This is a genomic window from Afipia felis ATCC 53690, assembly GCF_000314735.2.
GTDB classification, from domain to species: domain Bacteria; phylum Pseudomonadota; class Alphaproteobacteria; order Rhizobiales; family Xanthobacteraceae; genus Afipia; species Afipia felis.
The window spans coordinates 3,047,328-3,069,933 of record NZ_KB375270.1 but is presented as its reverse complement, the minus strand read 5'-3'; the positions used below and the strand labels follow the sequence as shown (position 1 = coordinate 3,069,933).

Here is a 22,606-nt window from a genome sequence, read left to right as displayed (position 1 = left end):
GGGAAACGATGCTTAGCAGAGGGTCAGAATGGCGAAGATGGGAACCGCATATCCACGCGCCCGGCACGGTCATGAACAATCAGTTCAGCGGCCCGAACGCTTGGGGTGACTATCTGACCGCGCTTGAGCAGGCCGCGCCGGTCATCGAGGCGATCGCGGTCACGGACTACTACGTGACCGATACTTACGAGGAGGTGCTGCGGCACAGGGCGGCTGGCCGCCTGCCCAGCACCAAGCTGGTCTTCCCCAACGTGGAACTCCGGCTCGACGTTGCGACGGCGAAAGGCGGCTTCGTCAATCTCCACCTCTTCGTCAGCCCGGAGGATCCGCAACATCTCGACGAGCTGCGGCGTCTGCTATCGCGCCTGCAGTTCAACGTCATGCAGGATCGTTTCGATTGCACGCGGGCCGATCTCATCCGGCTCGGCAAGAAAGCCGATCCCAGCATTACGGACGAGTGGGCCGCGCTGGCCTATGGGGCCAACCAGTTCAAGGTCAGTTTCCAGAAGCTCCGCGAAGTGTTCTCCGAAAGCGGATGGGCGAAGACAAACATCCTGATCGCAGTGGCCGGCGGCGCGACGGACGGTACGTCGGGCGTGCGGGAAGCTGCGGATCAGACGATCCGGCGCGAAATCGAAGGCTTCGCCCATGTGATCTTCGCGGGTAGCCCGGCGCAGCGTGAGTTCTGGTTGGGCCAGAGAGATCTCGGCCCCGACGAAATCCGCACCCGCTACGGCGGCCTGAAGCCCTGTCTGCACGGGAGCGATGCGCACAAGCTCGACGACGTGGCGTCCCCATTTGGAAATCGCTTCTCGTGGATCAAGGGCGGGCTCGAATTCGATGCGCTCCGCCAAGCGTGCATCGATCCCGAGGGGCGCGCCTATGTCGGTGAGCAACCGCCGGGCTCGGCGATGCCGTCGCAAGTCATCTCCCACGTCCAGATCGGCGATGCAGATTGGGCCACCACGCCCGACATCCCCCTCAATCACGGCCTTGTCGCTATCATCGGCGCGCGCGGATCGGGAAAGACGGCCCTGGCCGACGTGATCGCGGCCGGCTGCGACGCGATTTCGCCGTCGGGCTGGAACGCCGATGAGAATATCAGCCCGTCGTTCCTGGCCCGGGCGCGCAGGTTGATCGGCAACGCATCGACGACGCTGACCTGGGGCGGGGGCGCGACGGTCACGCGCGCCTTGGATGGCAGCGACGCCAACGGCCATATGACCTTTCCGCGCGCCCGGTATCTCTCCCAGCAATTCGTCGAGGAGCTTTGCTCGGCCAAGGGCGTCTCCGACGGCCTGGTTGACGAAATTGAGCGCGTGATCTTCGAGTCGCATTCGCAGGACGATCGTGAATGGGCGCTCGATTTCGCCGAGCTGCGCGACCAGCAGACTTCGCGGTTCCAGCAGGCACGCGAGCGCGAGGCCGAGGCGATCGCCGACATCTCGGACCGCATCGCCACGGAGTTTGAGAAAGAAAGCCTTGTCGCGACGCTGACCACCCAGGTCGGGCAAAAGAAGAAGTTAATCGCGGATTACACAGCTGATCGTGCCAAGCTGGTCGTCAAGGGCACCGAGGCGCAGGTCACCCGCCACACGCGGCTCAGCGAGGCGGCCCAGACACTTCGCAACAAAATCCAATCCTTCGGGAATCAGCGCCGCACCTTCGTCGCCCTGCAGGACGAGGTCCGCAGCGTCCGCGCCACCGGCGCGCCGGAAATGTTGCGCCAAGCTCGGGCGCGACATGGCGCCAGCGGCATGAGCGACCAGCAATGGGACGATTTCCTGCTGATCTATAAGGGCGACGTCGACAAGAGCCTCACGGCCTATATCGCATGGGCCGATGGCGAGGTCCGCAAGCTCAACGGCGTTCCACCACCGCCCGGCGCCCCGAACGTCGCCCTGATCCCGGACACAGCCGATCTTTCGGCGCTTCCGCTCGCGCCGATCGCCGCCGAAATGACGCGCCTCGAGGCGCTGTTCAGCGCCGATAAGGTCGTCCGCGACCAATACGCGGCGCTGACCGGCCGCATCGCGCAGGAGAACTCCGCGCTCCAGACCCTCGAAATCCGGCTCACGGATGCGCAAGGCGCGGCGGTCCGTCGGAAAGACCTTCAGACCGTGCGCGACAACACCTACGGCCGGGTGTTCGAGGCGATCATCAACGAACAGAGTGCGCTGGCTAGTCTTTATGCCCCGCTGATGGCGCGGCTGGCGGCATCGTCGGGCACGCTGAAGAAGCTCAGCTTCGCGGTTCGCAGGATCGCCGACGTTCAAGCGTGGGGCTCGGTTGCGGAAGAGGAACTCCTCGATAGGCGCAAGACCGGCCCATTTTACGGACGGGGCTCCCTAATCGCGGCCGCCACTGAAGCGCTCAAGCCGGCCTGGGAGACGGGTTCGGCGGTCGAGGTTCAGGCGGCTATGACCGCGTTCATGGCAAGATACCTCAGAGATCTGCTGTCTCACGCACCTTTTGCGCCCACGCAGCAGGCCGAATTCCGGGCCTGGTCGAAACGGTTCGCGCATTGGCTTTTCGGCACCGATCACATCACGGTCCGGTACGAGATTTCCTACGACGGCGTCGACATCCGGAAGCTGTCGCCTGGCACGCGCGGCATTGTGCTGCTGCTGCTGTATCTGGCGTTGGACGATTCAGACGATCGACCATTGATCATCGATCAGCCTGAGGAAAACCTCGATCCCAAATCGGTTTTCGACGAGTTGGTGGCGCTGTTTGTCGCGGCCAAGGCGAAGCGCCAAGTGATCATGGTCACGCACAACGCCAACCTCGTCATCAACACCGATGCGGACCAGATCATCGTCGCATCGGCGGGTCCGCATCCTTCGGGCGGTCTTCCGCCGATCACCTATGTGTCGGGCGGTCTTGAGAGCGCGGAAATCCGCAAGGCGGTGTGTGACATCTTGGAAGGCGGCGAGGCCGCCTTCCGCGAGCGGGCCCGTAGACTGCGCGTGAGGCTGGAGCGATGAGCGCGGCCAACCTCATCAGTAAGCGTGCCAGGAAGACGCAGCAAATGGACGCCGAGATTTGACCGCGCTGCCTCCAGAATCTGTGGCAGGCGGCGCCAAGGCCGCACTGGACGGCTACGAGTATCAGCTCGGCGTCTCGGTGTTGGCCGCTCTGCGGTTGATGCTGATCACCAAGTCGGCGAGCCGGATCACGCTCGAACCCGCCAACGAGGAAGATCTGGAGTCGGACCTCGAACCTGCGACGCCTGGCCGTGTCCAACCTAGCGCGAACGTGGCAGACGGCTACAAGCTCGTTGTGCAGGTGAAGCTCCGCAACAGCGGCCCCTGGTCAATCACCGACTTCGAAGCGTTGCTCAAACGCGGCACGACCCGTCGACCGGCCAAACATCATCTCGACGATCCTGGCACGCGCTATCTTCTGATCACGAACGCCGACGCCAGCGGCGTGGCGCGCGACCTCTTGGTACAGGGCTTGGAGGAGTGGCCGGAAGAGCAAACTTTCCCGGCCAGCCTATCGGGGACGTTACCCCATGGGCCGGAAGGCCGGATAGCTATCTGGGGCGTTCTCACCGAGCGTCTCTTGGACTTGGAGATCAACGACATCCTCGGCTCTCTTTTGCGGGTGCCGCAAAGCCGACAAGCCGAGTGTCGCGCGCGGCTGCGCGACGAGGCTCGGCAACGAATGCGCGGGACGAGCCCAGGTGTGTGGACGCGCGAGGACTTGCTGAGCATCATCCGCGGCTGTGGCGGTTATCTGGCGAGCGCTCCCCAACTCGAGGCGTTCGTGCCGCCGGGAAACTACCAAGCCCTAAGCGATCTGCTCGAACGGCGGAACGCCCTTGTCATCACCGGACCTTCGGGTACGGGCAAGACTTGGACGGCGCTGGCGCTGGTTGATCAGGCGCGGCAGCGGCCTTCCGCGCCTGAAATCATCCAGGTCAACGTCAACAACGGTCCCTCAAGCATGCGGACGCTGACCGACACCGGCCCAAAGCTCTTCTATGTCGAGGATCCGTGGGGGCAGTATAGCTTGCGGGGTGGCACCGACGTCTGGACCGAACAACTGCCGAGGCTGCTGCGCGAGGCGCACGCTGGGCATCAGTACGTCATCACCTCGCGTACCGACATGCTCGGTCAGGCCAAGGCCGACGAGGGTCTCAAGCGTTGGACCGTGGTGCTAGACGCCGACCAATACCGGGATGGCGAACTCGCGGATATCTACGACAAACGCTTGGAACTCCTGGCGACGGAGCTGCAGGCCAAGGCCTTGGATTTCCGGACGGACGCCTTGGAAGCGCTTGAAACACCGTTCGAAATCGATCTGTTCTTTACTTACATGGCCGACGGCCCTGAGCCGGATGAAGTCGATCCTGCCTTCTTTCGGCGAATCCTCGCGCTGGCCCATCGCGATGCTGTGGAAGGCGTGGTCGTTTCTTATCTGAATGCCAGCGATCAGACCGGCTGGTCGGCAATCATCTGGGCGCTGCTGACGGCCAGATCGCAATTTGACCGCGGCCAGTTGATTGGGCTTAGCCGACAACTGCGGATCACCGTCCCGACTTTTTCCGATGGGCTGGAGAAGCTGGTGAATCGGCTCGTCGCGACGCGCCATCTGCGCCAGCCCGGCCTGACCGTCAGCTTCTCGCACCCGAGCGTCCGCGCTGGTTTCGAGATCTTCATCAAGGAGAATTGGGCGCGTAGCCAAACGGCATTGACGTCGATGATCTCCGCCTTAACCCAGCTCGGTGGTTCGCAGCGAGACTGGGCGTTCGAGACCGCGGCGCGTTCGCTCAAGGCGATCGCCGATCTCGTTGGCGCCGCTGACAATCTTGACATGGAGTTTGAGGCCGATAGCGCCAGTCGGGCTAGGATCGACGCTTGGCTGGAGGAGAGCTTGGTCGATCCGCGAGCCGATTTCCGGCCCGTGCTGCAACTGGCTTCTGACGTCGGCACGCAGAAGTCGATCCCGTCAGAACTCGCGCGCTGGTTCATCCAGGGTATACGGCGCGGCGGCCAGTTCTTCCTCGACAGATGGCAGCCGCCGAGCTTCGACGACGCTTGGTATGAGCGCGTCTCGGCCGATACTCGGTCGTTCGCGATCGCTGATCGCTTTGTCCGTGAGCAATTGCCTGAGGACCGGGACGGCTTCGGCGATACCTTTCCTAATAAGCTTGATCGGATCGCGACCGGCCTAACACCAGCCTTTCTTGCGGCAGCGCGCAAATTGGTCGCTTCCGGCTTCGACAGAAATGTCGGCGCGGTGGCCGCTGGCGCCGTGCGAGACCTTGACCGCTATGAAGAGGTGCTCGAGGCGGCGCTCGAAGAACTAGCGAGGCTTCGCCGCTCATATGAGCGCGAAGGTAAAGAACAATGGCGCGCGATCGAAGACGGTGAATGCGATGCGGCCGTCGAGGAAGGCTACCAATCCCAGCATGAGGAAGATGGCTATGCCGCCGGCACTCTCGTTGATGCCTATGTGAAGCAAGTCAGGGCACTCGGCCGCTGGCGGGCCTTGGCTGAACATCCCCGGATCGCTGAGCTGTGTCGCGCGTGGGCCGACGACGTCGCACGGGCGAGCGGACCGGTTCCGCTGGAGGAACTTCGGACCCTCATCGCTGTCGCGCGGTCCAGCAATGACGAAGACCGTGTCTGGGAGGCAGCGCGCGAGCATTGGCAAGCCTCGCTTTCCTCCGACCTTGAAGAGCGGATTCTCTCGAATCCGAGTGACGAGAGTTTGCGCGGTGCGCTCGCCTATTGCGCCTTGATCAAATCGCCGACCGCGCTCGCGCGGTGCTTCGAACGATTGGCCCACACACCCGCATCTTTCGTGCATCTGCTGGTGGACGCGCACGCGGCGCAGCGCCGCATTTCGAGCAAGACGCGGGCGCGGCGGATCCGATCTCTCATGGCGATGCTTCCGGGTGTGGCCGTCGAGATATTTCAGGCCCTATCCCTGAAAGATAAAGCCGCATCAGTTGTCGGCCGAGAGGCCCTGCACTTGCTGGACCAAGCGGCAGAAGCAGCGACGCCCTCGGTACTTGACGAGATTGTGCAGGTACTGATCGCCAGCGGCGGTGCCCCGTCAGCGGCCATCCGACGTTGGCTTATTGAGACCGCGGACCATCGACTGGCAAAGGCCGCTGCCCAAGCCGCAATTCTTATCGAGGACGATACGCTGGTGTGGCTCGCGCTTGATCACGGTCGAGCGGACGCCCGTGAGGTTGCCCTTCCGTATCTTGCAGCGCGATTGCCAGATCCGCTGCCGCCGCGCCTACTGAACTTCTCGTCCGATCCGGGTAGCCGGGTCCGGCGAGCCCTAGTCCGCATCCTTGCCACGCGGCGGTGCGCCGAGCATCAGGGCGTGCTCCGCAGACTGGTCGATGATGATTGGTCGGATGCTGAAGCGTTTCACAACGAAGAACCATCGTACCCCATCGCACGCGAGGCGGTTGTCGGGCTCGCCGCCTATGGCAGCCTTTCGGATGACATTGGTGAGGCCCTGTTGTTTAGGGCTGAACGCACAGACGACCGCTCGCTTGGCATGGTGGCGCTAGAGACCGCTGCGCAATGCTGCAGTCCGGCCATACGCCGGAAGATCTGGGCTCTGTCTTTCATCGACCAAGCTCGCTGGGTCCGGGTCGACGCCATAGATGCCCTGAGTCAGGCCGATGTTGTCGAAAGCGAGATTCTCGACGCGATCACCGCCAAGCTTCTCCTGCGATTAGCGCCGCCCTTGGCCGCCTCCGCCTGCGTTTTGCTCGCGACTCATGGTCGGGTCGAGGCCGTGGTCGCGGCGATGGAGCGAGTTGCATATTCGACCAAGCGGCGCGCGCTGTTGCTGCTTGGCGTCTGTGGCCTCGCGGATCGCGACCGCTCGGCGGCGCTCGGGCTGTTGGCGTTGCTCGGATCAGATCACCCCGCGCAGCAGCTGCTCGATCTGGGCGAGGGCGAACGGTTGCCGAAAACAGTGCTCGACGATCTTGGCCATATTCGTGTTCGTAAGGCCGTGCAGGGCTGGCTCGACGACAAAATCGCAAGGGACTGAAGCCAAGCGGTCGAGCTCTGGGGGAGTGCGCCCCGCCGCGTTTCCATGACGCGGACCTTGCGCGGCCGTAGGTGCTGGCTGCCAGGGACCGCAGTAAGGGTTCGTCGGTCGTGACCCGTTCAATCTATGCCGAGTTTATTGAAAAATATCTTGTTCCGCATTTCCGCGTCACGGAGCAGCTTCGTCCAGCTAACCACTTCCATATAGAGGCTGATGTTGCCGAACCAGTTGAACCATCCCAGGCCATCGGGCATAGGGGTAAAGTTCTTCTCCTTTTGGAGCCAGCCCTTGACCTTCTTGGTCAGATCACAGACGACATAGCCGTAGAAGGGCGTTGTGTCGTTGACCAGGATGTCACGGCCGGTCGGGGTCTTGAACTTGCCCTCCCTGATTTGATTGACGTAACGGATGATCTGCTGAACCGGATCTTCCTTGGAGGATGGATCGGCAAAATCGTCTCGTTGGGGCTTCTTGAATTCGAAAATCGTAATGGGGTTACTGGACTCATTGTCCCCCCGATACGCCACGCGGCGATTATAGATAGTTAGGTCCGTGCGGTCCCCCTTCGCTGATTTAAGGGGTTTGTCAGACGAAACGTAGGACGTAAAATTCAGTCGCTCATCCAGAATCCAAAGATTGTGCGCATCATAGTTCAGTTCCTCAGAGTCTTTTTTGCGCGGCATGATGACGTCATGCACCTCGCCTTCGGATTTGTGTTTTCCGTCGGCTCCGATTTCTAGTGACTTGGAAAACAGGTCCAGAACGCACTTTCGCATGGAGACGTAGTGAATCAGGTCGTTCTTGCTACTATCGGAAATACTCTCGATCAACTGCGAGATCTTCTCACCAAGCTCATCCGGGTTCTTCGAGTTCAGTAGCGCCGTGACCTGCGTTCGTGTCGCCACCTCCTTCTCATATTTCTTCTTTTGTAGATGAAGCTCGATGTCTTGATTTGACGGCCTCATGGGTAGGACGCTGAAATCCACCTCTTTTGCAAGGATGCGATGCCAGGGCGCGTCATTGGTTACGTACTCGGAGATGCGCACTTCCTTGCGCCTCTTCCTTGCGGCGATCTCCGCGCCCACCACCGACTGCACGAGCTCGGCGGCTTTTTGTTCGATGTCATTCTGAGATATGCCGTTCAAAAGGTCGGTGTCGGTTTGAAAGCGAAACTCGCCCCGTTCGAGGGACACGTTGTCGTTCAGATAGTCGCCGAACACATAGGCTTTGATGACGAAGTTGCGCCCCTTAGCCAAATCCTGATCCGGCCCCGGCTCGAAAAACTCTTCCGCGAATTCGGGAATGTATGATTCGAGCGGATTGTCCGTCACTTCTCGCCGGTGCGCGACAAGACTCACCTTGCTCTTCGCCGTTCGTGGCGCGAAGAATTTGAACACGCGGACCTGAAAGGACTTTTCATCTTCATTCGCCGATAAAGAAAACGTGCCTTCGCCCACCTTCATTTCGACGATTTGGCTGTTTGCCTTGCCCAGATAGTCATTGAGGGAGATAGAATCGGTCGGCTTATTCGCGTCTCGGATCACGACGCGCGGGCAGACCCGCTCCTTATCTACGAAATAGGGCAGCAACCGCTCCACGATGACCCGGCTGATCGTTTCCAGTTTCTTGTCGGGAAATCTTACTGACTTGATGCCGGAAATCTCAACGGTTGCGCCCGTCGCGTGCGCATCGGACGCGCTTTCCTTTTCATCAACGATGATGTCCTTATCCAAACCCATCTTGAAGACGCGATCACGGAAGGCATCACCTTGGGCGAAGGTGCTGGATACTTTCACCTGGTCGAAGTATTTCAGACAGGTGAAGCGTCCAAATCCTTTGCCGCCGTCCGCAATCTTTTGTTCGGTGTAGAGGGTGTCGAAGGCGTCACGGTTGCTCTTTGTGAAGCCTATGCCGTTGTCCTTGACAACGAAGCCATCAACGTCATCAAGGCGGTCGAGTACGTCGGCCTGCCCGTTTCGAAGGACTTCGATTTCTACCAGTCCATTCGGTATGCCCTTCGCGTCGATAGCCTGAATCGCATTTACGACGATTTCGACAAGCGGCGTATAGATATTGGTGCCGGAACGGATGTTCTCGACCAACCGCCTGACGTTGACATTGCTCATGTCAATTTTCCCAGCGGTGGTTGCGCGCCGTGTTCTACGAGCCGGGCGGTATTCGGGTTATAGACGTAATCGGTGATCGTGCCGTCCTTGATCCGGTTTACCGCCTCATCGATGGCGAACAAGGGCACTAGAAACCATTCCTTCGGCACGATCGGTCGACCGAGGCGATCCATGATCTCGACGTCAAGGCGCGCCCCGCCAAAGACCCTGTGAATCAAGAATTCGAGCTTGGCCCGGTTGATATTGTAGAGTTCGTAAGTCGCAACGATCTCGACATCCGCCATGAGGTAGGTTGGATCGAGCCGAGCGTTAGCGATGCGCCGTTCGACGCTACCACCCGTCACGCCGATCTTGTGCAGGATTTCGCGGTTCGCTGCGACCAGAGGGTGGTCGGACTTGCTCCGCAACACGTAGATCGTGCCGCTGGCCTGATCACCATCGCCAGTCTGCTCGTCGAATAGCGGGCCGGCGCTTGGCTCGGTAATACGTCGACCAGCGTCATCCTTGTAGAGGGCGCGCTGCAGCGATCGCAGCAGCAGGTCGCTCTCGGTGCTATTGGAATAGATCACCCGGAGCCGCGCGTCGGTTTCGCCATTTGGCGCCTTTATCAGTTCTCCAACCTCCGCCACATAAGCGGTCTGGCCGCCAAGGATGAAGAATTGCCCGGCCTGAATGTCGGCTTTCAGGAAACCCGCATCCTTGACGAAGGGTCTTGTGGTCCGGCGCCCGCTCTCAAGATCGGCCTGCACCTGTAGGAATAGGGGCTTGAATCTCTCGAAATCCGCGCATTTCTCGCGACTCGCGATTTCTTCGGCCTCGCGCTTCTCAGCACTGGTGCGCACATGGCGCAGCTTGGTGATGTCGGATGAACCGGCCGCGCCCTTCAGTTCGGCGAGCAGCTCTTCCTCATCCATCGAGTCAGCAGGCGGGCCAGACGACGCTATGGGCGCACATGTAATCAGTCCCTGGTGATCAAACTGTGTGAGAAGGGACCGGCATTCTTCGAGCGCGCGCAGTCGGTCGAGCCGCACAGCATAAAGCCGTTCGAATATATCGCCATCCTCGCCGTGGCGCGGAGCGTGGCCGTTTTTCTCGACAAAGCGCTGAATCTCCTCAAAGCCCGCGATGATGCGCTCCTCGCGAGGCGAACGACCGCCCTTCTTTTCCGGTTGCGCGAAATCGTCGAGCTCCGAACGCAGCTCATCAAGGTCGAGATCAATCATAGCGGCCCTCATCCTTGAAACGGACAAACGCGGCAGCGCCTTCTGCCAGGTGCTTTTCCCAGGCGTCGGCCGAGCTGATCGACGGCAGACGCCCGCGCTCCCGCTTGAACTCAACGGCACGTTTCGCGATCACCTTCGCCTCCTCGGGCGTCAGGCTGGTGCGCTTGGCGGCAATCGCCGCGGCAACCTGTTTCAGGCTTTCCTCGCTCATCGTCTTGGCGAGGATGGCATAGGCTTCGCCGAATGGATTGACCCGGTCGATCAAGTCGATGTCCAACTCCCGCACGTCCATCGCGAACTTGCGCACGCCATCGACAAAGGCGGTATTCGCGCTCTCCTCGCCGAGCGAGCTGCCCGCCGCGACTTCCTTCGCCTTCTGGGTCAGATTCAACGCCGCCACAGCATGCTGACGCACGGCTTCTTGATCCTCTGCGTCGAGGTGTGGGAACTTGTCCTTGATGATCTTACCCATGCGGACCTGGGTCAGTTCCTCGGGGACGAGTTCCTCGTCGAAGAGACCACGTTCGATCGCCGTCTTGTCTTGCACGAAGGCCGCGATCACTTCGTTCAGGTCCTCTTGGCAGATTTGCGTCGCCTCCTCGCTCTTTGGCGTCGCGAGGCCTTTGATCTCGATCTGGAACTTGCCGGATTCCTCGTTGAAGCCGACGTTGCACTTACTCGGATCGTAGCCACCCTGGCCATAGTCAAAGCCCGGCGTCGGCTCGTTTTGCGGATTCTTCGGCTTGAACTCGAAGCGAGGGGCCAAAACCTGCTCCATCAGCAGACTCGCCGCGATCGCTTTCAGCGTGTCGTTCACCGCTTCGGTCACGATGTCGTCGGCGGCGGCAGGCTCGGCAATCAGGTTTGAGAAGCGCGCGCGGGTTTTGCCCGGTGCATCACGGGTGGCGCGACCGATGATCTGCACGATCTCGGTCAGGCTGGAGCGGTAGCCAACCGTCAGCGCATGTTCGCACCAGATCCAGTCGAAGCCCTCCTTCGCCATGCCCAGCGCGATGATGATGTCGACGTGATCGCGGTTGTTCTTCTGCGTAGGATCTTTCAGCGCGGCGGATACGTGATCCCGCTTGGCTGGATCGTCATCGACCAGATCGGCAATACGCAGGATCTGGCCTTCCGGAGTCTTGACAAGTTGGAATCCGGTGGCCGGATCGGTCCCTTGCCAGGCGCCCAGCTCCTCGATGATGTGCTCCACCTCCTTGATCTTGTCCTTCGTGCTCTCGCGCGAATTGACGTTAGGGATGTGGATGATCGTCTTCTCGGCTGGGTTCAGAACCTTCAGAATGTCGTCGGCGTAGGAATTCGAATAGAAGAAATAGCCGATGTCGAGCTGCTTCAGATATTGATAGCCATTGAGCTGCTCGTAATATGTGTAGGTGACACTCTCGAACTTGCCTTCGTCCTGCGGCGCCAGCACCGCCTCGGCGTCGCCCCGGAAATAGGAGCCGGTCATCGCGACGATATGGACGCGGTCGCGGGTGATGAAATCGCCCAGATGCAGGCCGAGCTTGTTGTCGGGATTGGCCGAGACGTGGTGGAACTCGTCCACCGCGATCAACCGGTCGTCGAAAGCTTCAACCCCGAATTTGTCGACGGCGAACCGGAAGGTCGCATGAGTGCAGACCAGCACCTTATCGTCGCTTTCAAAGAACGCGCCGAGCGAATTGACCTTGCCACCATTGTCGTTTCCGGGCGCGTCACAGAGATTCCACATCGGCTCAACGTGCCAGTCCGCCCAGAAGCCGTGCTTGCTCAGCGGCTCGTCATGAAAGCTAGAGCCGATGGACCTTTCCGGCACGACGATGATGGCCTGCTTGACGCTCTGATTGGTCAGCTTGTCGAGCGCGATAAACATCAACGCGCGGCTCTTGCCCGAGGCTGGCGGCGACTTAATTAGCAGATATTGCTCGCCACGCTTCTCGAATGCGCGCTCCTGCATCGGCCGCATGCCGAACTCGTTGGCCTTGGTTGAACTGCCGTTGCTGGCATATTTAACCGAAACGGAGGGGACTGACTTTGGCGTGTTGTCGATCATTGTTTGCTCGCCTGGTTGTGGCCGGTGCGGTCTTTCAGGATGGCCTTGCCAAACCAATCGGGCACGTCATTGACCTTTGACTCGAATATGTTCTCTGGCACCGCTTGCCAGAACGCGACGATCGCATCTGAAAATGCCTGAAATTGCTCGTCACTTACCTTTAGATGCGTGTGGTCGCGATGCTCCACGCTTGAGAATGCAGCGCCACGAAACGGGTCATCGAGGTAGTCAGGATACTTTTGCTTGAGATCCTCAAGTGACTTTCCCTTACCGTGCTTATAGACGTTAACAACGAGACGGGCCGCATCAAGCATTTGGAAGTAGTCCGTGCAACGGATCTCCCAACCAACGCTCGCCAACAATTCCGCGATCTGCACGAAATCAGCCGACCATACTTTCTGCGCCGCGACGTTCCCTTGGTGCCAATGCTGCACTTCTCGAACTAGCCAATCGCGCAGTTGCTTGTCCCATTCATGGAACATGCCCGCGACGACGCTCAGGCGGGTCTGGTCACGCATATCACTTAAAAGGGTATAGAACTCGATGCCGGCGTCGTTGGCAGCTTCGTAGAAGTCTCCGGCGTCATGCCGATCAGGATCAAAACGTCCGCTGCTCCGCTGAAGCCATTCTTCGGCAGCCTTGTCGGCTTCGGCCTCGATGTCTTCAAACTGCGAAAGTAAGCGCCTTTTCGCCTGTTCGACATAGAAGAGGTGGCTGGCAATCAGAGACTGCCGAAATGGACCCCACATCTGAAACAACACATAGTCGTTCATGATGTTGCCGCCACAGGGGTTCTGGTTGCCTTGCTCGATCCTGTCGTCATTTTGATGTAAAGGTCGAACAACCTTTCGAGTCGTTCGGTGTCGTTCTTAAATCGACGACCGATATAGATGCGCTCGAGTACCTCGTCGTTACGGTCGTGAGCTGCACGGAGGTCGTCCGGCATGGTCGCTGGATCATAAAGCTCGGCGATCGTCGCTGGGAAATATGCCTCTCGGGCCAAAAGGATATTTTCGGCGCAGCGAGTGAGATCAACTTTGTTCTTATCAGTCAATATCGGTAGCGGAAACGTATTCCAACCCAGATTGCTAGCATAGCGCAGGCGCGTTTCCAGCTTGCCGCATATCGTCGAGACCCACGTCAAATGGAGCTTTGAACTCAGCACGGACAGATCGACTAGCGTGGGATCGTAAATTGCGTGACCGAGATGTGTTATTATGGCGTCACTGCTCAGATACCCAACTGGCAAGTACTCCCGGCGCTCCGATGATACCTGTGGTACAAGTATTTGGCAGTGCTTTGCTTCGTGCCGATACCTGAATTGGTGAGGACGAGAAATTAATGTCCTAGCGACATCGCCACCAGTCTCGCGATAGGAGCGCACAGATGCAATGCGAGGAGCCACGGCAGGATGCGAGGCCGCGAAGTCGAGTTCGTCGTCGTTAAACCAAAGGCAAAACCGCAAAATGCCGTCAATGAACTCCGACGTGCCCAAGACAGATCGGATATTACCGCTAATTTCTTGGAAGCTGCCTCGAAGTGCTTGGGCCTCGCGGCTATCAAGAAAAAGGTGGCCGCCGTCATATGCAGCGTTGCCAGTGATCATCTTGGAGAGACCAGAAATTGGCTTCGTTTCCGACTGCACGATCCGATCCGGTCCCTCGACGAGATAAGGACTGATATTGGACACTTCGCGCCGGGTATTTCCGTTGTATATGTATTTGGAGCCTGGCTTACGTACTCTCAGACCCAAAATTGTGCAGGAAACGCCGGCGTTATTCGCCGCGTTGTTCGCCCATTTGAATGGCGCGTATGCAAACTCCAGCTCGCAATTGGCTCGGAAAACCTCTGGCCAGAGCACGGGGACATGGGTGCCTTGATTGATCGAATTAGTAGTAACTAATGCAGCCTTGTCAAAAGAATCTATGAATCTGCAAGCTTTCACAAAGAACCCGCATACGTAATCTAAGTTTTTATGCTGCCCTCCGGAAAAAATGGCCGCGAGGTCGCTTTTCTGTTCAGCACTTTGTTTCTTTCCGCCGATGTACGGCGGATTTCCGCAAATGTAAGTCTCGCCGCCCTCATTCTCGAAATCGATCTGCGCCTGATTGAGCGGCGTGTGAAACAAATCGTCGGCGTGGTGCCTCACGCCCGTTCCTGTCGGCGGGCAGATGCTCAGCCAATCGAGCCGCAGGGCGTTGCCGCAGGTGATCCAGTTCTGCGCATCAAGCGGCAGGAAATCTCGCAAGGCCTCTTTCTGGCCGCGATAGAGCACATCGCACTGGTATTCGGCGATAATGAGCGCCAAGCGCGCGATCTCGGCCGGAAAATCGCGCAGTTCGATCCCGCGAAAGTTGGTCAGCGGAATTTCTGTGCGCCGATCGGCCTCATCGCGGCGGCGACTAATCTCCGCCTCGATAGCCCGCATCTCCTTGTAGGCGATGACAAGGAAATTGCCCGAACCGCAGGCCGGATCGAACACGCGGATCTTAGACATGCGCTTGCGCAAGTTGAGCAACATGCGCCCATTCTCGCCAGCTTCATCGAGCTTCTCACGGAGATCATCCAGAAAGAGCGGATTCAGCACCTTCAAAATGTTCGGAACACTGGTGTAGTGCATGCCGAGCGTGCCGCGCTCGTCATCATCGGCCACCGCCTGGATCATCGACCCGAAGATGTCCGGGTTGATCTTCTTCCAATCGAGGCTGCCGATGTGCAGCAGGTATGATCGCGCGATGCGGCTGAAGCGCGGCACATCGGTGCTGCCGGAAAACAGTCCGCCGTTCACATAGGGAAAGCCCTCGGCCCAGCGCGGAACGCCGGCGGCGGCGCGCTCCTCCATCTTGGTGTTCATCGCTCGAAATAGCGTGCTGATCACCTCATGCGTGTTGGCCGAATCCTTCGCGGTCATCGTCTCAACGGCCGACGTGAAGGCGCGAGTGCCGTTGAATATCTCAGTGTCCTCCGCGAAGAAGCAGAAGATCAACCGCGCCATGAAGTGGTTCATGTCGTGTCGGCGCTGCGCGGTGCCCCACTCGGGATTGTCCTTCAGCAACTCGACGTAGAGCCGGTTCAGACGGCTCGTTGCGCGAATGTCAAACGAGCTTTCGCGGACCTGCTTGACCGTGGTGATCCCCGCCAGCGGGAGGAAGAAGCCGAAGTGGTTCGGGAAATCGGCATAGGTGCAGGAGATCGGCGCGTCGTCGGTGGTGAGGTCTTCCGCCTCGAACAGGTCGCCGTCGGTCGCCAACACGAAACGCGCCTTCGCCCGCGCCGTGGCTGGGCTCGCTTTCAACGCTTCCAGCGTACGCGTCACGTCACCCGGCTTACAGGTCGCGATATGGATGTTGTTCGTCTGAAGTACACCGCCCAGATCGGACTTGTTGGACTCGCCCTTGCGCAGGCGCTTGAGCGTGGTCTCCTTATTTCCGAAGGCCTCCAGAAACGCGTAGGGAAACTCCTCGGCGTCGAAGGGTCGCTCCGCCAGTGCGGAAATGGCTTCTTCAATTTCGACCGCGTTCATGAGCGTCCCCGCATCTCGTCCGGGGTGCCAGGAAAGGGCTGCACCTCTATGCTGTCGGCCTTGTGAATCGCCTCGGCCAACTCGTGCTCGAGCTGCCGCATCAGCCACTCCCGGGCCGGTGTCCCGAACGCCTTCTCTAACCGGATGGCCATTTCAGGCGAGATGCCGGAACGCGCGTTGAGCAGGTTGCTCAGGGTCTGGCGACCAACGCCAAGGACGCGCGCGGCGTCGGTTACGCTGAGCCCGTGCCTATCAAGGCATTCCTGCCGAACCACTGATCCTGGATGCATCGGCCCCATCGATTGGCGTTTGCCTGAGCGGGCAACCGTATAGTGATAATCGACACTCGACAAGCCTGCATAGGATGTGTCCCGCGGATCAATATGGTCAGCTCTTCAGTGCGCTGCGCAACTAGGCAGCAAGCCGCTCACCTTCCGCAACTGTAATCTCCTCGCCGGCGGCCTTTTGTAGGAACCGCGTAAGCGCGGCCTTTCGCGAATCGCGATCGAGCGCGTATGCGGTCTGTTTGAATTCCTTCCCGTCGAGCAGGCCCTCAATGTAGCCAGCGATCGTGTCCGCAGCCATGATGAGGGCCGTGTCGAGCGTGTGGATGTATTTGCTGGTGACGGAACCTTTGGCGTGGCCGACCAGCGCCGCGATCGTCACCTCGGTGAAGCCGAGATCGTTGCCGATGCTCGCAAAACTATGTCGCAAGACGTGGGGCGTGACATCCGAGAGCGGCGAGCCCTTGAAGACCTGCTCCCAATGGTTCGGAAAACTGCCGAACGCATTGTCGTCGCCATAGCCGGGGAAGACATATGAACCGGAGGCTGTCTCCCGACGTGCCTCGAGGAACTCGACAACGGGCAAGCCGATAGGACGGACCGACGTTCCCTCCTTGCTGTCGACCAGCCGTAGGCAGCTTCGATCGGTATCCGCTTCGGTCCACATCAGCCCGATCATCTCGCTGCGGCGGCAGCCGGTCAGTGCGATCTGACGAATGATCTCCACCGTCGTCGCGTACTTCTCCTCCTTCTCGGCTGTGCGCAGCATCTCGCCCAGCGTCCGGTATTCCGCTTCGGTGAGCCGGCGGGTGCGGACGTTGTCCTTCGGCTTTCGCAGGCCATGGGCAGGATTGATCGCTATGATACCGGCCTCGACGGCGTAGGTGAGAATGCCCCCAAGGAGCCCGACCGTGCGTGTCGCCGTTCCGGCGCCGCCACGGACGATGGCCTTGCCACGCAGCTTCTTTGTCTTGACAGACACTCGCGTCTTGCCGGCCATGATGTCCTTCAGGACCTTGTTGATGTCGGCCTTGGTCAGGTCCTTCACGCGGCGCGTACCCAGGAGCGGGATGATGTGCCTCTCGATGCGTCCGGTATCCGTAACGATGGTTGTCGGCTTCTTGGGCCGCCCGCCTTTCCCAAGGATAAGGCCTGCGTTCAGGTCGTTGACGTAAAGCGTGCAGAGCTCCTTGACCGTGATCGCCTTGTGATCGAGTTGGCGTTCCTCGGCAGGGTTGTCGCCCTGGGCAACACGGCCCAACTGAACCTTCGCCTCCTGTCGCGCACTCTCGGCAGTCCAGACGCCATGCAAACCGATGGTGTAGCGGCGCGAGCGACCCAATGCCCGGTATTGAAGGACATAGCTGCGCTTGCCAGAAGCGAAGACGCGGAGCCCGAAACCTGGTAGCTCGTCATCCCAGATGACGTAGTCTTTCTCGCGGGACTCGGCAGCGTCGACGAGGCGCTTTGTGAGCTTAGCCATGGGAATTCTCCCGTCCAAACTCCCCTTCTCGCGTAAGCACCACGTAAGCAGCCGGACGCGAGTCGGAGCGTGTCCGAGAGTACGCCGGACGAGCCGGTTTTTCAATTTGCTTAGTTATTACAGTAACATAGCGCATCGGAGCGAAACCCATCGAAAAGCGTCGAAGGGCAGGTTAAATTGCTCCGAAGGCAAAGGTCACACGTTCGAATCGTGTCGGGTGCGCCAGTTAAATCAATGATTTAGCAAGAATTTCCGGCCGGAAATAATATTTCCGTGGCCATCTGTTCCTACTTCCCAGAGCAAGCGGCGGCACCTTTTCCGACGCGCAGAATGTGCGGGCAAAATAAGGCACCTTCCGCGCGAGACGAAACGCCCCACCCGCCGGAATGATGGCATCGGGCCTTGCCGTCACACATCCTTACAATATATAGTTTAGTATATTGTATATTGATGAACCTCGCGAGGTCCCATGAGCGCCGTCAAGATCACCGACCGCCTGACGGTCGCGAGCCAACCGGAGATCGGCGCGATCTCCGATCTTGCGAAGGACTATGCCGCCCTGATCAATCTTCGCCCGGACGGCGAGGAGCCTCATCAGCCAGGCAACGACACTGAGCGGGACGCTGCGGCCAACGCCAATCTCGGCTACGCATTCGTGCCGGTCACAGGCTCAACGATCACAGAAGCGGATATTCGTGCGTTTCAGCAGGCGGTGAATGCGGCTGACGGCCCGGTTTACGCTCATTGCAAGGGCGGCACGCGCGTGATGACGCTCTATGTTCTCGGCGAGGTTCTCGACGGGCGAATGCGGCGTGAGGACGTCGAGGCTTTCGGGAAAACGCGCGGCTTCGATCTCGCCGGCGCGGAGCGCTGGCTTGCACGCGACGCTGCCTACAAACCGGCGGTGAAGGGCTTTTACGACGCGCGCACCGGCAGCATCCAATATGTTGTCTCCGACCTTGCCACCAAACGCTGCGCCATCATCGATCCCGTCTACGATTTCGACGAAAAATCCGGCGCGACCAGCACGACCAATGCCGATGCCCTGCTCGCCTATATCGAGAGCGAAGGCCTTTCCGTCGAATGGATTCTCGACACGCATCCCCACGCTGATCACTTCTCCGCCGCGCATTATCTCAAGAGCAAAACCGGCGCGCCGACCGCGATCGGCGCGCATGTCACCGACGTGCAGAAGCTCTGGAAGGCCATCTACAACTGGCCCGCTCTGCAGACCGACGGCTCGCAATGGGACCGGCTGTTCAACCATGGCGACACATTCCGCATCGGCACGCTCGAAGGGCGCATTCTGTTTTCGCCGGGTCATACGTTAGCCTCGATCACCTATGTGATCGGCGACGCCGCCTTCGTGCACGACACGCTGTTCATGCCGGATTCCGGCACGGCCCGCGCCGATTTTCCCGGCGGTAGCGCGCAGACCTTGTGGACTTCGATCCAGCGGATTCTGGCGCTGCCCGACGACACGCGTCTATTCACCGGCCACGATTACCGGCCTCACGGACGCCACGCCCGCTGGGAAAGCACGGTCGGCGAGCAGAAGCGCAGCAACCCTCACATCACCGACATCGACGAGTCTGCTTTCATTCGTCTGCGCGAAGCGCGCGACAAGACACTGCCGATGCCCAAGCTCATCCTGCACGCTCTGCAGGTCAATATTCGCGGCGGACGTCTGCCGGAGCCGGAAGCCAACGGCAAACGCTATCTCAAATTTCCACTCGATGCGCTGGAGGGCGCGGCATGGTGAGGCATCCAGGTGCAGCGGCGCGGGCTTTTCCGCGCGCGATGGATATGGTGGCCAATGCGAATGAAGCCGCGACGCTTCTGAAAACCCTTGCTCATCCCGGGCGGCTCGCGCTCGCTTGCGCGCTCGCCGAAGGCGAATTTTCCGTCGGCGCGCTCGAGGAGCGGCTCGGCATTCATCAGCCGAGCCTGTCGCAGCAGCTCGGCATCCTGCGCGATGCGGGCGTGGTGAAGACGCGTCGCGAAGCCAAGCAGATTTTCTATCGGCTGACGGAGGCCAAAGCCGCGCAACTGATCGAAGCCCTGCACGCAATCTACTGCCGGAAAGGAAAGCGGCGATGATCTCCTATTGGCCATCGCTCGCCGGCGGCATGCTGATCGGCCTGTCCGCCATGCTGTTGCTCATCGTCAACGGCAGGATCGCCGGCATCAGCGGCATCGTCGGCCGCTTGCTTGACGGCCAGCAGATCGGACTCAACGCCGCCTTCCTCGCGGGACTTCTGCTCGGGCCGTGGCTGTATGCGGCCGCGACCGGACATCTGCCACCGGTGGCCATCGTCGCATCCACTCCGGTTCTGGTAGTTGCAGGTCTCCTCGTCGGCATCGGCACACGGATGGGATCTGGCTGCACGTCGGGTCATGGCATCCTCGGTCTCGCGCGGTTCTCGAAGCGCTCACTCGTGGCGACATGCATTTTTCTGGCGACGGGTGTCGTCGTCGCCACCGTTATGGGTGCATGGCGATGAGTGCCTTGCTTCGTCTTCTCGTTTCACTCGCCGCAGGCGCGATCTTCGGTTTCGGATTGTCGCTGTCGGGCATGGTCGATCCGGCGCGCGTGATCGGCTTTCTCGATGTCGCAAGCGGTCATTGGGATCCGAGTCTCGCCTTCGTGCTCGGAGGCGCGCTGCTGGTCGCACTTCCCGGCGTCGCGATCCAGCGCCGCATGGCGCGGCCCGCGCTCGACGAACAGTTTCATCTGCCAACGCGTACGGTCATCGACCGGCCGCTTGTTCTCGGCTCCGCCATTTTTGGCGTGGGTTGGGGACTTGGCGGACTATGTCCCGGCCCTGCCGTCGCGGCGCTATCGATCGGCCTTGTGCCCTCCTTCATCTTCGCCGCAGCGATGGCTGCAGGCATGATGCTGTACGACCACGTGCTGACCAGAAAATAACCGAGAGTGGCCAGACCCGGCGTTCGGCGTTATGTTCGGCGATCGATGAGAATGTCGCCATGACCCTCGCTCCCGAGCTTGCAGTCACGCAATGGTTCAACGTCGCCGCGCCGCTGACGCTGAAGGAACTGCGCGGCCGGGTCGTCGTGCTGCACGCGTTTCAGATGTTGTGTCCGGGTTGCGTTCAGGCCGGGATTCCGCAAGCCCAACGCATTGCCAGCATCTTCTCTCCAGACAAGGTTGCCGTGATCGGGCTTCATACTGTGTTCGAGCATCACGCCGCCATGACGCCGGTCGCGCTGGAGGCGTTCCTGCATGAATACCGGATCGATTTCCCGGTCGCGGTGGATCAGCCAAGCGAAGGCACGCCGATCCCGCAGACCATGGCGGCCTATGGCATGACTGGAACACCGAGCCTCGTGCTGATCGACCAGACGGGCCATATCCGCAAGCACACGCTAGGGGCGGAAGACGACCTGCGCGTTGGCGCCGACATCGCCTTGCTGACGGCGGAACCGGGGCCAGTGGGTTGATTTTCCACAGAAAGATGCATATAGGATGCATCATTAGATTGAAGGTGGACCATGTCCGAATCTGCCATGGCAGCGGCCGAACGACGCGCCCAGATTACCAACGCGATCCGCGCCGAAACAGGGATCGACGAGGAACTGATCGCGCGCGTCGTCGATGAATTCTACACACGCGTCCGCGACGATGAACTGATCGGGCCAATCTTCAACACGCGCATTGCCGATTGGGGACCTCACCTGCGGCAGATGAAGGCGTTCTGGTCCTCGGTCGCGCTGATGAGCGGGGAATATCACGGCCAGCCGATGCGCAAGCATCTGCCGCTGCCGGTGGACGCGCAGCATTTCGACCGCTGGCTACAATTGTTCGAAGCGACCGTGAACGATCTCTGCACGCCGAACGCGGCCGAGCATTTCATGGAGCGCGCGCGGCGCATCGCCGAAAGCCTCGAACTCGGGATCGCGGGCGCCAACGGCGTGATGCTGGCCAAGGGCGCCCGCTTCAAGCGGGTCGAATCTTCCGTTTCCTGATCGGCGTCAGTTCGTGACGTCGATCCGTGCTTTCATGTTGGGATGAAAGCGACAGTAATATTCGACCCCTCCCGCTTTCTTGATCACCAGCGTCGCCGACTTCTTCGGCGGGATCACGACGTCCCAATCGCCCTTTACCGTCGCGGTGTGGGCGAGGATGTCGTTGTTGACCCATTCGATGGTGTCGCCAACCTTGGCCTTCACCACCGCCGGTGAAAACACCAGCTTGTTGATAGTCACGCGCACCGTCTCGGCATGCACCGGAGCGCTGCCAAGCATGGTCGCGACAATCATAGGGGCGAACCAGTAGTGTCTCGACAGCATGCTGTCTCCCCTTTCGACCGTTGCGCTTATTTCAAATCAGCGAGCGTGTGCTCAGCATGCTGCAGGTGGCCCTCGAAGATTTTGAGGCCCGTTTCCAGAAGACTTTTCAATTCGGCATTGCTCGATGAGGGGATCAGCTGTTTGGCAAGCGCACCATCGACCGCTTTATGAAAAGCGACTTCATTGGCGACGTACGCCTTGTCGTAAGCAGTTCCACTCAGCTTTGCGAGTTCGGCCTGCTTGTCCGCTGCCTGCTTGGCGAGCGCACGGCTGGTGTCGTTGTCTTCCGGCGTGACCTTAAGCTTGTTGACGAGATCGAGTGCCTGCTTGTTGACCGCCTCATGGTCGCGAACCATGTCGTTGGCGAAGGCGATGACTCCCTTGTTCTTCGATTTCGACAGCGCCTGCTTGGCGGCGGCGATGTCGATGACACCCGCGGTGTAGGCGATATGGGCGATCTGCGGATCGGTAAGCTTCGTGCCTTGCGCGAAAGCCGGCGCACCCAAAAGGCAAATAGCGGCTAGCGCCGCGCTGATTTTGACCAACATGATGCTCTGCTCCAGTGGCCGCC

17 protein-coding genes are annotated in these 22,606 nt (G+C 60.0%); 8 read left to right on the top strand and 9 right to left on the bottom strand.

Annotation, left to right across the window (positions count from 1 at the left end):
• The first annotated feature begins 8 nt into the window (after positions 1 to 8).
• Both HMPREF9697_RS14565 and HMPREF9697_RS14560 read left to right on the top strand, forming a co-directional pair.
• The gene (locus tag HMPREF9697_RS14565) at positions 9 to 2,987 is read left to right on the top strand and encodes a TrlF family AAA-like ATPase (RefSeq protein ID WP_002718002.1); all 2,979 of its coding nucleotides are present in this window, start codon (positions 9 to 11) and stop codon (positions 2,985 to 2,987) included.
• Between the two features lie 58 nt (positions 2,988 to 3,045).
• Positions 3,046 to 7,032, top strand: a complete 3,987-nt coding sequence (locus tag HMPREF9697_RS14560) for an nSTAND3 domain-containing NTPase (RefSeq protein ID WP_002718001.1) — start codon at positions 3,046 to 3,048, stop codon at positions 7,030 to 7,032.
• 119 nt (positions 7,033 to 7,151) lie between these two features.
• Here HMPREF9697_RS14560 and HMPREF9697_RS14555 read toward each other — a convergent pair whose 3' ends face one another.
• The 7 genes from HMPREF9697_RS14555 to HMPREF9697_RS14525 are packed head-to-tail and all read right to left on the bottom strand — an operon-like array spanning position 7,152 to position 17,724.
• A complete protein-coding gene (locus HMPREF9697_RS14555; protein WP_002718000.1) occupies positions 7,152 to 9,158 on the bottom strand; it encodes an ATP-binding protein in 2,007 nt (668 codons plus the stop codon).
• Positions 9,155 to 10,381: a GIY-YIG nuclease family protein gene (locus HMPREF9697_RS14550; RefSeq protein WP_002717999.1), complete on the bottom strand. Its 1,227-nt coding sequence runs from the start codon at positions 10,379 to 10,381 to the stop codon at positions 9,155 to 9,157. The genes HMPREF9697_RS14555 and HMPREF9697_RS14550 overlap by 4 nt, the downstream gene beginning before the upstream one ends.
• Positions 10,374 to 12,434 carry a DEAD/DEAH box helicase gene (locus HMPREF9697_RS14545; RefSeq protein ID WP_002717998.1) on the bottom strand — a complete coding sequence of 687 codons (2,061 nt, stop codon included), beginning with the start codon at positions 12,432 to 12,434 and terminating at the stop codon, positions 10,374 to 10,376. The genes HMPREF9697_RS14550 and HMPREF9697_RS14545 overlap by 8 nt, the downstream gene beginning before the upstream one ends.
• Positions 12,431 to 13,207, bottom strand: coding sequence for a hypothetical protein (locus tag HMPREF9697_RS14540; protein WP_002717997.1), 777 nt, complete (start codon positions 13,205 to 13,207; stop codon positions 12,431 to 12,433). The genes HMPREF9697_RS14545 and HMPREF9697_RS14540 overlap by 4 nt, the downstream gene beginning before the upstream one ends.
• Positions 13,204 to 15,957, bottom strand: coding sequence for a class I SAM-dependent DNA methyltransferase (locus HMPREF9697_RS14535; RefSeq protein WP_002717996.1), 2,754 nt, complete (start codon positions 15,955 to 15,957; stop codon positions 13,204 to 13,206). The genes HMPREF9697_RS14540 and HMPREF9697_RS14535 overlap by 4 nt, the downstream gene beginning before the upstream one ends.
• The gene (locus tag HMPREF9697_RS14530; RefSeq protein ID WP_244597766.1) at positions 15,954 to 16,310 is read right to left on the bottom strand and encodes a HigA family addiction module antitoxin; all 357 of its coding nucleotides are present in this window, start codon (positions 16,308 to 16,310) and stop codon (positions 15,954 to 15,956) included. Before HMPREF9697_RS14530 ends, HMPREF9697_RS14535 begins: the two co-directional genes overlap by 4 nt.
• A 58-nt stretch (positions 16,311 to 16,368) precedes the next feature.
• On the bottom strand, positions 16,369 to 17,724 hold the full coding sequence (locus tag HMPREF9697_RS14525; protein ID WP_002717994.1) for a tyrosine-type recombinase/integrase: 1,356 nt from the start codon (positions 17,722 to 17,724) through the stop codon (positions 16,369 to 16,371).
• A gap of 469 nt (positions 17,725 to 18,193) precedes the next feature.
• Between HMPREF9697_RS14525 and blh the strand changes: the two genes are divergently transcribed.
• From blh to HMPREF9697_RS14495, 6 genes are read left to right on the top strand one after another with little or no spacing between them, the layout of a single operon-like run.
• Positions 18,194 to 19,486, top strand: a complete 1,293-nt coding sequence (gene blh, locus HMPREF9697_RS14520) for a bifunctional sulfur transferase/dioxygenase Blh (protein WP_002717993.1) — start codon at positions 18,194 to 18,196, stop codon at positions 19,484 to 19,486.
• Between the two features lie 38 nt (positions 19,487 to 19,524).
• A complete protein-coding gene (bigR, locus tag HMPREF9697_RS14515; RefSeq protein ID WP_085947220.1) occupies positions 19,525 to 19,824 on the top strand; it encodes a sulfite-sensing transcriptional repressor BigR in 300 nt (99 codons plus the stop codon).
• Complete coding sequence (locus HMPREF9697_RS14510; RefSeq protein WP_002717991.1) at positions 19,821 to 20,228, top strand: YeeE/YedE family protein; 408 nt, start codon at positions 19,821 to 19,823, stop codon at positions 20,226 to 20,228. Before bigR ends, HMPREF9697_RS14510 begins: the two co-directional genes overlap by 4 nt.
• Complete coding sequence (locus HMPREF9697_RS14505) at positions 20,219 to 20,653, top strand: YeeE/YedE family protein (RefSeq protein ID WP_040307971.1); 435 nt, start codon at positions 20,219 to 20,221, stop codon at positions 20,651 to 20,653. The genes HMPREF9697_RS14510 and HMPREF9697_RS14505 overlap by 10 nt, the downstream gene beginning before the upstream one ends.
• A 59-nt stretch (positions 20,654 to 20,712) precedes the next feature.
• On the top strand, positions 20,713 to 21,186 hold the full coding sequence (locus HMPREF9697_RS14500) for a redoxin family protein (protein WP_002717989.1): 474 nt from the start codon (positions 20,713 to 20,715) through the stop codon (positions 21,184 to 21,186).
• A gap of 51 nt (positions 21,187 to 21,237) precedes the next feature.
• A complete protein-coding gene (locus HMPREF9697_RS14495; protein WP_002717988.1) occupies positions 21,238 to 21,711 on the top strand; it encodes a group III truncated hemoglobin in 474 nt (157 codons plus the stop codon).
• Between the two features lie 6 nt (positions 21,712 to 21,717).
• On the opposite strand, the gene HMPREF9697_RS14490 is transcribed toward HMPREF9697_RS14495, so the two are convergent.
• Both HMPREF9697_RS14490 and HMPREF9697_RS14485 read right to left on the bottom strand, forming a co-directional pair.
• Entirely contained in the window at positions 21,718 to 22,035 is a 318-nt protein-coding gene (locus HMPREF9697_RS14490) for a cupredoxin domain-containing protein (protein ID WP_002717987.1), read from the bottom strand.
• Positions 22,036 to 22,061: 26 nt separating this feature from the next.
• Positions 22,062 to 22,583, bottom strand: a complete 522-nt coding sequence (locus HMPREF9697_RS14485; protein WP_002717986.1) for a DUF4142 domain-containing protein — start codon at positions 22,581 to 22,583, stop codon at positions 22,062 to 22,064.
• Positions 22,584 to 22,606 lie beyond the last annotated feature (23 nt).